Origin of the sequence: Kineococcus rhizosphaerae (assembly GCF_003002055.1) — a bacterium.
In the GTDB taxonomy this organism is placed as follows: Bacteria; Actinomycetota; Actinomycetes; order Actinomycetales; family Kineococcaceae; genus Kineococcus; species Kineococcus rhizosphaerae.
On sequence record NZ_PVZF01000002.1, the window covers coordinates 462,798 to 474,379 of the forward strand.

The following is an 11,582-nucleotide window of genomic DNA, read 5'->3' on the forward strand; positions in this document are numbered from 1 at the left end:
CGTGTGTACAAGACCCTCTACCGGCACGTCCTGACCCGCGTCGACCCCGAGGCCGCCCACCACTGGGCCTTCCTCGGGATGCGCCTGTCCAGTCGGGTCCCCGTCGCCCCGCAGGTCCTGCGCAAGGTGTTCGTCGACACCGACGAACGCCTGCGCACCCGCGTGTTCGGCCTCGACTTCGCCTCCCCCCTGGGCCTGGCGGCGGGTTTCGACAAGAACGCCACCGGCCTGACGAGCCTGGGCAACTTCGGGTTCTCCTGCGTCGAGGTCGGCACCGTCACCGCCCGCCCCCAGCCCGGCAACCCCAAGCCCCGCCTGCACCGGCTCGTGGCCGACCGCGCCGTCGTGAACCGGATGGGGTTCAACAACGACGGCGCCGAGGTCGTCGCCAAGCGGTTGCGGCAGTTCCGCGCCGTGCCGCCCGCCCACCCGGTCGTCGTCGGCGTCAACATCGGCAAGAGCAAGGTCGTCGCGGAGGCCGACGCCGCGGACGACTACGCGACCTCCGCGCGGTTGCTGGCCCCCTACGCCGACTACCTCGTCGTCAACGTCTCCTCCCCGAACACCCCGGGCCTGCGCGACCTGCAGGCCGTCGAGAAGCTGCGCCCCGTGCTCACCGCCGTCCGCGAGGCCGCCGACACCGCCGCCCACCGGCACGTCCCGCTCCTGGTGAAGATCGCCCCCGACCTGTCCGACGACGACGTCGACGCGGTCGCCGACCTCGCCCTCGAACTCGGGCTCGACGGCATCGTGGCGACCAACACCACCATCGGCCGGGAGGGTCTGCGCACCCCCGCGGCGGTCGTCGAGGCCGCCGGCGGCGGCGGGCTGTCCGGGGCGCCCCTGAAGGAACGGTCCCTGCAGGTCCTGCGCCGCCTCGCGGTCCGCACCCACGGGTCCCTCGTGCTCGTCGGGGTCGGCGGCATCGAGACCGCCGCCGACGTCGCCGAACGGCTCGAGGCCGGCGCCTCGCTCGTGCAGGCCTACACGGCGTTCGTCTACGAGGGGCCGGGCTGGGCCCGGCGCGTCCTGACCGAGCTCGCCGCCAGCCGCAGCCGGCGGGAGACCGACAAGTAGCCCCTTCGAGTTGTGCGCGGTGCCCGGCCGGGTGAAGGTCAGTTGCCCCGCCGAACTCGATAGGGAGACCCGTGTCCGACCAGCAAGACCCGAACCGCTGGCGTGCCCTCGCCGTCTGCCTCGCCGTGGGGTTCATGACCCTCCTGGACGTCTCGATCGTCAACGTCGCCCTGCCCTCCATCGAAGGGTCCCTGGGCGCCGGCTCCAGCGAGGTGCAGTGGATCGTCGCCGGCTACGCCCTGGCCTTCGGTCTCGTCCTCGTCCCGGCCGGGCGCATCGGCGACCTGTACTCGCGCCGGCTGATGTTCGTCATCGGCCTCGCCGGGTTCGTCCTGACCAGCGCCGGGGCCGGGCTCGTGCAGTCCGCCACCGCGCTGGCCCTCGTGCGCCTGGCCCAGGGCATCACCGCCGGGCTCGTGAACCCCCAGGTCCTGGCCGTCATCCAGCAGCTGTTCACCGGTGCCGAACGGGGCCGCGCGTTCGGCGCCTTCGGCACGACCATCGGGTTGTCGACGGCCGTCGGCCCCCTGCTCGGCGGGGCGATCCTCGCGGTGTTCGGCGAGGAGAACGGCTGGCGCGGTGTGTTCCTCGTCAACGTGCCCATCGGTCTGGTCCTGCTGCCCCTGGCGTGGCGCTGGCTGCCGCGCGCGGCGAAGGACCGGCCGGCGGGCCGCGTGCACCTCGACGTCGTGGGCCTGGTCCTGCTGGCCGCCGCGACGGTGTTCGGGATGCTGCCGTTCGTGCTGACCACCGGGCAGGGCGACTCGCCCGCCCGCTGGTTCTTCCTCGTCCCCGGCGCGCTGCTGCTGGTGGCGTTCGTGCTGTGGGAACGGCGCCAGGGGCGCCAGGGCCGCGAACCCGTCGTCGACGGCGAGCTCGTGCGGACCCCCTCGTTCAGCGTGGGGGCCCTGGTGGGCATCGCCTACTTCGCCGGGTTCACCGGCATCTTCCTCGTCGTCACCCTCTACCTGCAGTCCGGACTGGGGTTCGCGCCCTGGCAGGCCGGTCTCGTGCAGACCCCGTTCGCCGTCCTGTCGGGGCTGTTCGCCCAGATCGGGGGACGGCAGGTCGCCCGCCGGGGACGCGGTGTCGTCGTCGTGGGGCTCGTCGTGGTCGCCGCCGGGCTGGCCGCGGCCGACCTCGTCGCCGCCTCGGTGCAGGGCACCGGTGGGGCCGTGGCCCTCTCGGCGTGCCTGGCCGTCGCCGGAGCCGGCAGCGGGCTGGTCATCTCCCCGAACCAGACGCTCGCGCTGGCCGACGTCCCGCCCCGCGTCGCCGGGGTCGCCGGCGGTGTCCTGCAGACCGGGCAGCGCGTCGGGTCCGCCGTCGGGGTCGCGGCGACGACGGCGATCTTCTTCTCGACCGTCGTCGGGGCCGGGCTCGGCGGGAAGGCGCGCGCCGCCGGGTCCGGGGACGTCCCCGCCGCGGTGCAGGAGGTGTTCGGGAAGGCCCTCTCGCACGGCCTGCGGGTCTCGCTCGGTCTGGTCCTGCTCGCGCTCGTCCTGGCCGTCGTCGACCTGCGGCGCCGGGTCGGGCACCAGCACGGTGCGCACGACGCCTCGGTGGCGAAGCACCGGGTGGAACGGGCCGGGGTCGAGTGAGTAGCGTCGCCGGATGAGGCCGACCGAGTGGACGTGGAAGTACGAGGACGCCGACGGTCGCCCCGTCGACGGTGACGAGGCGGTGTTCCCGACGCAGTCCGACGCCGAGACCTGGATCGGGGAGGCGTGGCGCGGCCTGCGCCAGCGCGGCGTGGAGAACGCGCACCTGTGGGCCGACGGCGCGAAGGTCTACGGCCCGCTGTCCCTGCGCCCCGCCGACTGAAGCCTTCGCGGCGCACTCCTCACGGCGCCCTGGTCGGGGCCCGGCGGGACCCGACGCGCAGCGACTCCGTCGGCGCGTCGGGTCCCGCCGGGCCCCGACGCGCCGATCGTCGTGCGCCGGTCAGCTGGGGCGTTCGGTGGGGGAGGTGGCCGCGGTGCGGGCCGGGTCGCGCTCGACGACGTCGCCGAGCACCGCGTCGATCCGCTCCAGCAGCTCCTGCGGGATCTTCACCCCGGACGCCTTGACGTTCTCGTGCACCTGCTCCGGGCGCGACGCGCCGATGATCGCGCTGGCGACGTTGTCGTTCTGCAGCACCCACGCGACGGCCAGCTGGGCCATCGACAGCTGCAGCTCGCTGGCGACCGACTTCAGCTCCTGGACCCGCGACAGCACGTCGTCGCGCATCCAGCGGCTGATCATCTGCTTGCCGCCCTTCTCGTCCGTGGCGCGGCTGCCCTCCGGCGGCGCGCCGCCGGGGGTGTACTTGCCGGTCAGGACGCCCTGGGCGACGGGGGAGAAGACAACCTGCGAGATGCCGAGCTCGCGCGAGGTCGGGACCACCTGCTCCTCGATGACGCGGTACAGCGCCGAGTACTGCGGCTGGTTGGAGATGAGCTGGAACCCCAGCTCGTCGGCCAGCTCGTGCCCCTGGCGCAGCTGGTCGGCCGTCCACTCGCTGACCCCGATGTACAGCGCCTTGCCCGCGCGGACGACGTCGGCGAAGGCCTGCATCGTCTCCTCGACCGGCGTCGAGACGTCCCAGCGGTGGGCCTGGTAGACGTCGACGTGGTCGGTGCCCAGCCGGCGCAGCGAACCGTCGATCGACTCAAGGACGTGCTTGCGCGACAGGCCCGAGTCGTTGTGGCCCTTGGGGCCCGTCGGGAAGTAGACCTTGGTGAGGATCTCCAGGCTCTCGCGGCGCTGACCCTTCAACGCGGTGCCCAGGACCGTCTCTGCGGCGGTGTTGGCGTAGACGTCAGCGGTGTCGAACGTCGAGATCCCTGCGTCCAGAGCCGCGTGCACGCACGCGACGGCTGCCTCGTTCTCGACCTGAGAACCGTGGGTGAGCCAGTTGCCGTAGGTGATCTCGGAGATCTTCAGACCGCTGCGACCGAGGTGTCGGAACTCCATGGTCGCGAACCTAACGTGCGCTGCCTCAGACGGCGAGAGCCGCCTCGCTCGTGCGGTCGACGGTGGAGGTGCGGGCCGCCAGCAGCACCCGGGTGGCCCCGGCCGCCGTCACCGCGGCCCCGCCCAGGTGCAGCACGACCGCCAGGCCCGGGAGCCCGTCGAGGCTCTGGTAGACGCCGAGGGCGGCCTGCGCCACGAACAGCACGAGCAGGATCTTCGCGCGCCGGCCGACCAGGTCGTCGCCGGACCGCTTCGCGCTGACCACGACGACCGCGGCCAGCAGCAGCGCACCCACCGCGGCGATCCCGTGCACGACGGTGACCACCGTCCAGCTGACCGGGATGCGGTGCACCTCGGCGCTGTCGCCCGGGTGCGGGCCCGAGCCGGTGACGACCGTGCCCACGACCACCACCACGGCGGTGACCGCGACCAGGGCGCGCGCCAGCCGGCGGGTGCGCTCGGCCGGGGCGGGCACCACCGCCCGGTGCGCGATGTCGTAGCTGACCGTGGTGGAGATCAACAGGGCGATCGCGGCGAGGAAGTGCGCCGCGACGACGTAGGGGTTCAGCCCGGTCCAGACGGTGATCCCGCCGACGACGGCGTTCAGCACGACCCCGGCGAACTGGCCCCACGCCGACCACAGCAGGGCGCGGTGGCGCGGCCGCTGCAGCAGGCAGGCGATGATCACCGCGCCGACCGCGACGCAGATGACCGTCGTCAGCATCCGGTTGCCGAACTCGATGGCTCCGTGGATGCCCGTGGTGGCCGTCGCCGACGTGAAGGAGTCGTCCGTGCACCGCGGCCAGTCGGGGCAGCCCAGCCCCGAGCCGGTCACGCGGACGACGCCGCCGGTGACGATGATGAGGATGCTGACGGCCAGGGCCGCCGTCGTCGTCCAGCGGACGGCGCGCGAGTGCGTCACGGGTCGGCTCAGCTCGGGTGGGCGCCGCGCTCGACCATCGGCACGGGGCGGCGCATGCGGCGGATCTGCAGGGCGCGGGTGATGCCGTACGACACCAGACCCCGTTCGGGGTCGGGGAAGCGGGCGGCGACGGTGCGCCGGACGCGGCGCCCGAGCAGGACGCTGTCCACCACGACGACGGCGAGCATCCCGTAGATGAGCAGCGTCGTGGCGAGCACGAGCGAGCGCGAGCCCAGCGGCGAGGCGACCATCGACAGGACCAGCGAGATGCCGGCGATGATGAGGAAGTACTCGCCCACGTTGCGGCGGGCGTCGACGACGTCGCGCACGAAGCGCTTCTGCGGACCCCGGTCGCGCACCGGCAGGTAGCGCTCGTCGCCGGTCATCAGGGCGGCCTGCATCTTGGCGCGCTCCTCGCGCTGGGCCTCGCGGCTCAGCTTCTGCGCGGCCTTGCGGTCGGCCGGGACCAGCGGCCGGGCGTTGCGCGCCTGGGCGTCGCTGCGCCTGGGCGTGGGCCGCCCCTTGCCGCCGACCTTCGTCAGCTCGACCGCCGGCGACTCCTGCGCGGCGGGGGCCGACTTCTCCTTCGAGCGTCCGAACACGAGATGAAGGGTACGTCACCGGTCGCGGGCCCGACCGCGTCCCGGACCGGGGCCGCCGTGCCGCCGGAGCGCCCGCGCCCGCAGCGCTTGTGTAGCGTCGCCGACGTGAGCGACGACACCCGGATCTCCAGCCTGCGGGCGGCCTCCGCCGCCCAGGACGCCACCACCCGCGCCGACCTCGAGGCGCTGGTGCGGATCCCCAGCGTCTCGGCGCGCGCCTTCGACGCCGGGCACGTCCACGCCAGCGCCGCGGCCGTCGCCGACCTGCTGCGCGGCGCGGGGATGCCGCGGGTGGACGTCGTGACGGCCCGCGCGGGCGACCTGGAGTCGCACCCGGCGGTCATCGCCCGCCGGCCCGCCCCCGCCGGGGCGCCGACCGTCCTGCTCTACGCCCACCACGACGTGCAGCCCCCGGGCCGGGACGGGGACTGGTCGAGCCCGCCCTTCGAGCCCACCGAGCGCGACGGCCGCCTCTTCGGGCGCGGGGCCGCCGACGACAAGGCCGGCGTCATGGCCCACGTCCACGCGCTGCGCACCCTGCTGCCCACCTGGGGGCCCGACGAGGGCGTCGGCGTGACGGTCTTCGTCGAGGGGGAGGAGGAGATCGGCTCGCCCACCTTCGCCGCCTTCCTCACCGAGCACCGCGAGGCGCTGGCCGCCGACGTCATCGTCGTGGCCGACTCCGGCAACTGGCGCGTGGGCGTGCCGGCGCTGACCACGACCCTGCGCGGGCTCGTCGACTGCGACGTGACGGTGGACGTCCTGTCGCACGCCGTGCACTCCGGGGTCAACGGCGGGCCGGTCCTCGACGCCCTCACGAGCCTGGCCCGGCTGCTCGCCACGCTGCACGACGAGAACGGCGACGTCGCGGTCGACGGCCTCGTCCGCGGGCACGCTCCGCTCGTCGACCTCGACGAGGCGACGTTCCGCGCCGACGCGGGCGTCCTGCCGGAGGTCCGGCTCGCGGGGACGGGCACGATCGCCGACCGGTTGTGGACCAAGCCGGCCATCGCCGTCACCGGGCTGGACGCGACCCCGGTGGACCTGGTGAGCAACACGCTGATCCCCTCGGCCCGGGCCAAGATCAGCATGCGCCTGGCCCCCGGCCAGGACCCCGCCGCCGCCATGACCGCCCTGCGCCGGCACCTGCTGGCCAACGCCCCCTTCGGCGCCCGCGTGCGGGTCGACGACGGCGACGAGGGCCAGGCGTTCTCGGCCGACACCTCCACCCGGGCCTACGAGGTGGCCCGGGCCGCGCTCACCGAGGCCTTCGGGGCCGAGACGGTCGAGATGGGCATGGGCGGCTCGATCCCGTTCATCGCCGACCTGTCCGCCGTCTACCCGCGCGCCGCGATCCTCGTGACCGGCGTCGAGGACCCCGACTCGCGCGCGCACGGCGCCGACGAGTCCCTGCACCTGGCCGACTTCGCCCGGGCCTGCCTCGGCGAGGTGCTCCTGCTCGACGGGCTCTCCCGCGAGTCGTAACCTCGGGGGAACACACCGCGTCCCGACGCGGTTGTCGTCCACGACAGAACCGCGCGCGCTCCCGGAGACGATGCTCATGACCACCACCACCGACACGACCCCCACCCACGGGGTCCTGCTCACCGACGTGGCCGCGACCAAGGTCCGCACGCTGCTGGAGCAGGAGGGTCGCGACGACCTCCGGCTGCGCATCGCGGTCCAGCCCGGCGGCTGCTCGGGCCTCATCTACCAGCTGTACTTCGACGAGCGCACCCTCGACGGGGACGCGCTGCGCGACTTCGACGGGGTCGAGGTCGTCGTCGACAAGATGAGCACCCCGTACCTCGACGGCGCGACGATCGACTTCGCCGACACCATCGAGAAGCAGGGCTTCACCATCGACAACCCGAACGCCGGGAGCAGCTGCGCCTGCGGTGACTCCTTCAGCTGACGGTCCGCTCCACCGATCGGCCCCCGCCCCCCGGACTCCGGGGACGGGGGCCGATCGCGTGTGGGGCGCACCCTTCCCGCGCACCCCCGCCGGCCGCCCCCGCTTCGACGTCGGTCCGGCCGGCTTCGGCTTCGACGACCTGACCGCCGTCGAGGGCGAGGACCTCGTGGCCTCCGGTGGCGACCTGCGTCCGGCGACCCTGCTGGAGGCCTACCGGCACGGCTTCTTCCCCATGGGCCTGGGGGGCGGGGGACGGGGTCCGCTCGGCTGGTGGTCGCCGGACCCGCGCGGCGTCCTGCGGCCCGAGCGGGTGCACGTGTCGCGCTCGCTGCGCCGCTCGCTGCGCCGCTTCGAGGTCCGCGTGGACACGGCCTTCGACGAGGTGGTCGCCGGCTGCGCCGACCCGTCCCGCTCGGGCGCCTGGATCACCACCGAGGTCGCGGCGGCCTACGGCCGGCTGCACCGGCTGGGCTGGGCGCACTCGGTGGAGGTCTGGTGCGGCGGTGAGCTCGCGGGCGGCCTCTACGGCCTGAGCCTGGGCGGCCTGTTCGCGGCCGAGTCGAAGTTCCACCGCGTCACGGACGCCTCCAAGGCGGCCGTCGTGGCCCTGGCCGACCTGCTCACCGCCGACGGCGTCCGCGGGCGGCTGGTCGACGTGCAGTGGCGCACCGACCACCTCGCCACGCTGGGGATCGAGGAGGTCCCCCGGCCCGCCTACCGGGTCCTGCTGAGCACGGCCCTGGCCCGGCCCGTGCCCCCGCTGCTGGAGGCTGCGGGTCCGGCGCGCCCCGAACGGCCGAACGACTACGACGGGGGGTAGTCTCTCTGGCGAGGGACCGACTCTGCCCAGGACCAACGCGTCACGGGCACGTTTCGTCCCCGTTCACTGCACGCACCGTGGGAAGGCCGACGTTGGGCACGCGAGACTCGGGCGCGACGCGACGTCGCCGTCCCCCCAAGGCGCTGGTCGCCGGCGCCCTTGCCGGGGGCGCGACTCTTCTGCTGAGTGGCTGCGCGGCCGACTGGCCGAACGCCTCGGCGGGCAACTTCTTCCTCCCCGACGACAGCGTCGGGGCCACGAACATGACCGAGCGCATCTCCAAGCTCTGGGACGGTTCGTGGATCGCCGCGCTCGTCGTCGGCGTCCTCGTCTGGGGGCTGACGATCTGGTGCGTCGTGGCGTACCGCCGGCGCAAGAACGACCCCGCGCTGCCGGCGCAGGTCCGCTACAACATGCCGATCGAGATCCTCTACACGATCGTCCCGGTCATGATGGTCGGGGTCCTCTTCTACTACGTGGCCCGGGACCAGCAGGCCATCCTGGACACCTCCAAGACCCCGGACGTGACGGTCCAGGTCGTGGGCAAGAAGTGGTCCTGGGACTTCAACTACCTCGAGGGCAACGGCGCCTCGGCGCAGCCGGGCGTCTACGACACCGGCCGCCAGGCCGACCTGAGCGGGGACACGGGCGTCGAGGACAAGCTCCCCGAGCTCTACCTGCCGGTGGACGAGACCGTCCAGTTCGACCTGTACTCCCGCGACGTCATCCACTCCTTCTGGATCCCCGCGTTCCTCATGAAGATGGACATGATCCCGGGCAGCCCGAACAAGTTCCAGGTGACCCCCACCAAGGAGGGCACCTTCAAGGGCAAGTGCGCCGAGCTCTGCGGCGAGTACCACTCCGAGATGCTCTTCACCGTCAAGGTCGTCTCGGCCGCCGAGTACCAGCAGCACCTGGCCGACCTGCAGGCCGCCGGCCAGACCGGGTCCCTGCCGACGACCCTCGCCGGTGACGAGGAGCTCGCCGGCGTCCAGGCCGACTCGGTCCGGTCGAACGAGGAGGAGAACTGATGGCCGCTGAGAGCTTCGACGTGGCGGGTGTCGCCGCGCGCGTCACCTCCCGCCAGCCGCTGGGAGCGGTCGTCCCGCGCTCGCGCGGTCGTGTGATCGCCAACTGGATGTCCTCGACCGACCACAAGGTCATCGGCAACCTGTACTTCATCACCTCGTTCATCTGGTTCCTGCTCGCCGGGATCATGGCGCTGCTCATCCGCGCCGAGCTCTTCGAGCCCGGCATGCAGGTGTTCAACACCAAGAACGAGTACAACCAGGCGTTCACGATGCACGGCACGATCATGCTGCTGCTGTTCGCCACCCCGCTGTTCTCCGCGTTCGCGAACGCGATCATGCCGCTGCAGATCGGTGCGCCGGACGTCGCCTTCCCGCGGCTGAACATGTTCGCGTACTGGCTGTTCCTCTTCGGCGGCCTCATCGCCGCCTCCGGCTTCCTGACCCCGGGTGGTGCGGCCAGCTTCGGGTGGTTCGCCTACGCCCCGCTGAGCGACGTCGTCCACTCGCCCGGCCTGGGCGGGAACCTGTGGGTGCTGGGGCTGGCGTTCTCCGGGTTCGGCACGATCCTGGGTGCGGTCAACTTCATCACGACGATCATCTGCATGCGCGCTCCCGGCATGACGATGTTCCGGATGCCGATCTTCACCTGGAACACCCTGATCACCAGCGTGCTGATCCTCATGGCCTTCCCGGTGCTGGCCGCCGCGCTGCTGGCGCTGGCCGCGGACCGCATCCTCGGGGCCCACGTCTTCGAGGCCGCCAACGGCGGGCCGATCCTGTGGCAGCACCTCTTCTGGTTCTTCGGCCACCCCGAGGTCTACATCATCGCCCTGCCGTTCTTCGGCATCGTGACCGAGATCTTCCCGGTCTTCAGCCGCAAGCCGGTCTTCGGCTACAAGGGCCTCGTCTTCGCGACCATCTCCATCGCCGGCCTGTCGGTGACGGTGTGGGCGCACCACATGTACGTGACCGGCAAGGTCCTGCTGCCGTTCTTCTCGTTCATGACCATGCTCATCGCGGTGCCGACGGGCGTGAAGTTCTTCAACTGGATCGGCACGATGTGGCGCGGGTCGCTGACCTTCGACACGCCCATGCTGTGGAGCGTCGGGTTCCTCGTGACCTTCCTCTTCGGCGGGCTCACCGGTGTGATCCTGTCCGCGCCGCCGCTGGACTTCCAGCTGTCGGACTCCTACTTCGTCGTCGCGCACTTCCACTACGTCGTCTTCGGCACCGTCGTGTTCGCGATGTTCGCCGGCTTCTACTTCTGGTGGCCCAAGCTCACCGGCAAGATGCTGCACGAGGGCTGGGGCAAGCTGCACTTCTGGCTGCTGTTCGTGGGCTTCCACTCCACGTTCCTCATCCAGCACTGGCTGGGCGCCGCCGGCATGCCGCGTCGTTACGCGGACTACCTCGCCGGCGAGGGTTTCACCACGATGAACCAGATCTCCACGATCGGGTCCTTCGTCCTGGGGCTGTCCTTCCTGCCCTTCCTGTGGAACGTCTACCGGACCGCCCGCTTCGGCGAGAAGGTCACCGTGGACGACCCGTGGGGCTACGGCGCCTCCCTGGAGTGGGCGACCTCCTGCCCGCCGCCGCGGCACAACTTCAACTCCCTGCCGCGAATCCGCTCGGAGCGTCCCGCCTTCGACCTGCACCACCCCGAGGTCGCGGCGCACGACAACCACGACGGTGGCGGGAACCTGCTGGATGCGGTCTACGGCGGTTCGGACCGCCGCGGCCGTGAAGACGTTCACGAGGGGCACTGACACCGATGAAGCCTGAAACCTGGCTGTTCTCCGGCGGGATCCTGTTCTTCATCCCCGTCGCCTTCGTCTACGGGATGCTGACCCGCTGGGACGAGTGGGTGGGCTTCATCGCCCTGCTGCTCACCGGCGGTCTGGCGCTGCTGGTCGGGACCTACCTGACCATCACCGCCCGCCGCATCGACGAGCGCCCCGAGGACAACCCCCGGGCCGACATCTCCGAGGGCGCGGGGGAGCAGGGCTTCTTCTCCCCGCACTCCTGGTGGCCGCTGTACCTGGCCTCCGGCGGCGCGATCGTCTTCCTCGGCGTGGCCGTCGGCTGGTGGCTGTGGCTGATCGGCGTCGCCATCTCCCTGCCGCTCATCGTCGGCTGGGTGTTCGAGTACTACAAGGGCGAGCACGCCCACTGAGTCCCGCACGAGCAGGGCCCCGCACCGGATCCGGTGCGGGGCCCTGCTCGTTCCCCGGGGTGCTCGGCACCCGGGTCCGCCCGGGGA

General features: G+C 72.3%; 12 protein-coding genes. 9 read left to right on the plus strand and 3 right to left on the minus strand.

What is annotated here, in order from left to right:
- Positions 1 to 3 precede the first annotated feature (3 nt).
- The 3 genes from CLV37_RS06385 to CLV37_RS06395 all read left to right on the plus strand — a co-directional run bounded on the left by CLV37_RS06385 (position 4) and on the right by CLV37_RS06395 (position 2,901).
- Positions 4 to 1,077 carry a quinone-dependent dihydroorotate dehydrogenase gene (locus CLV37_RS06385; protein WP_106208248.1) on the plus strand — a complete coding sequence of 358 codons (1,074 nt, stop codon included), beginning with the start codon at positions 4 to 6 and terminating at the stop codon, positions 1,075 to 1,077.
- Between the two features lie 134 nt (positions 1,078 to 1,211).
- Positions 1,212 to 2,678 carry an MFS transporter gene (locus CLV37_RS06390; RefSeq protein ID WP_106208608.1) on the plus strand — a complete coding sequence of 489 codons (1,467 nt, stop codon included), beginning with the start codon at positions 1,212 to 1,214 and terminating at the stop codon, positions 2,676 to 2,678.
- Positions 2,679 to 2,691: 13 nt separating this feature from the next.
- Entirely contained in the window at positions 2,692 to 2,901 is a 210-nt protein-coding gene (locus tag CLV37_RS06395) for a hypothetical protein (RefSeq protein ID WP_106208250.1), read from the plus strand.
- A gap of 120 nt (positions 2,902 to 3,021) precedes the next feature.
- Here CLV37_RS06395 and CLV37_RS06400 read toward each other — a convergent pair whose 3' ends face one another.
- From CLV37_RS06400 to CLV37_RS06410, 3 genes are read right to left on the minus strand one after another with little or no spacing between them, the layout of a single operon-like run.
- Positions 3,022 to 4,032, minus strand: coding sequence for an aldo/keto reductase family protein (locus CLV37_RS06400; RefSeq protein ID WP_106208252.1), 1,011 nt, complete (start codon positions 4,030 to 4,032; stop codon positions 3,022 to 3,024).
- Between the two features lie 25 nt (positions 4,033 to 4,057).
- On the minus strand, positions 4,058 to 4,954 hold the full coding sequence (locus CLV37_RS06405; protein WP_106208254.1) for a COX15/CtaA family protein: 897 nt from the start codon (positions 4,952 to 4,954) through the stop codon (positions 4,058 to 4,060).
- Between the two features lie 8 nt (positions 4,955 to 4,962).
- Positions 4,963 to 5,556, minus strand: coding sequence for a DUF3043 domain-containing protein (locus CLV37_RS06410; protein WP_106208256.1), 594 nt, complete (start codon positions 5,554 to 5,556; stop codon positions 4,963 to 4,965).
- A 105-nt stretch (positions 5,557 to 5,661) separates the two neighbouring features.
- On the opposite strand from CLV37_RS06410, the gene CLV37_RS06415 reads away from it, so the two are divergent.
- The 6 genes from CLV37_RS06415 to CLV37_RS06440 all read left to right on the plus strand — a co-directional run bounded on the left by CLV37_RS06415 (position 5,662) and on the right by CLV37_RS06440 (position 11,495).
- Positions 5,662 to 7,041, plus strand: coding sequence for a dipeptidase (locus tag CLV37_RS06415; RefSeq protein WP_245885276.1), 1,380 nt, complete (start codon positions 5,662 to 5,664; stop codon positions 7,039 to 7,041).
- Positions 7,042 to 7,117: 76 nt separating this feature from the next.
- Positions 7,118 to 7,471 carry a HesB/IscA family protein gene (locus CLV37_RS06420; RefSeq protein WP_106208260.1) on the plus strand — a complete coding sequence of 118 codons (354 nt, stop codon included), beginning with the start codon at positions 7,118 to 7,120 and terminating at the stop codon, positions 7,469 to 7,471.
- A gap of 58 nt (positions 7,472 to 7,529) precedes the next feature.
- On the plus strand, positions 7,530 to 8,291 hold the full coding sequence (gene aat / locus CLV37_RS06425; protein ID WP_245885277.1) for a leucyl/phenylalanyl-tRNA--protein transferase: 762 nt from the start codon (positions 7,530 to 7,532) through the stop codon (positions 8,289 to 8,291).
- A gap of 92 nt (positions 8,292 to 8,383) precedes the next feature.
- Positions 8,384 to 9,322, plus strand: coding sequence for an aa3-type cytochrome oxidase subunit II (ctaC, locus tag CLV37_RS06430; protein ID WP_245885278.1), 939 nt, complete (start codon positions 8,384 to 8,386; stop codon positions 9,320 to 9,322).
- A complete protein-coding gene (gene ctaD / locus CLV37_RS06435; RefSeq protein ID WP_211298436.1) occupies positions 9,322 to 11,088 on the plus strand; it encodes an aa3-type cytochrome oxidase subunit I in 1,767 nt (588 codons plus the stop codon). Before ctaC ends, ctaD begins: the two co-directional genes overlap by 1 nt.
- Positions 11,089 to 11,093: 5 nt before the next feature.
- The gene (locus tag CLV37_RS06440) at positions 11,094 to 11,495 is read left to right on the plus strand and encodes a cytochrome c oxidase subunit 4 (protein WP_106208264.1); all 402 of its coding nucleotides are present in this window, start codon (positions 11,094 to 11,096) and stop codon (positions 11,493 to 11,495) included.
- Positions 11,496 to 11,582 lie beyond the last annotated feature (87 nt).

Excerpts from the sequence above, each read along its gene's own strand:
- CLV37_RS06390 (WP_106208608.1), top strand. The coding sequence starts at position 1,212 with ATGACCCTCCTGGACGTCTCGATCGTCAACGTCGCCCTGCCCTCCATC.
- CLV37_RS06395 (WP_106208250.1), top strand. The coding sequence starts at position 2,692 with ATGAGGCCGACCGAGTGGACGTGGAAGTACGAGGACGCCGACGGTCGC.
- CLV37_RS06400 (WP_106208252.1), bottom strand. The coding sequence starts at position 4,032 with ATGGAGTTCCGACACCTCGGTCGCAGCGGTCTGAAGATCTCCGAGATC.
- CLV37_RS06420 (WP_106208260.1), top strand. The coding sequence starts at position 7,118 with ATGACCACCACCACCGACACGACCCCCACCCACGGGGTCCTGCTCACC.
- ctaD (WP_211298436.1), top strand. The coding sequence starts at position 9,322 with ATGGCCGCTGAGAGCTTCGACGTGGCGGGTGTCGCCGCGCGCGTCACC.
- CLV37_RS06440 (WP_106208264.1), top strand. The coding sequence starts at position 11,094 with ATGAAGCCTGAAACCTGGCTGTTCTCCGGCGGGATCCTGTTCTTCATC.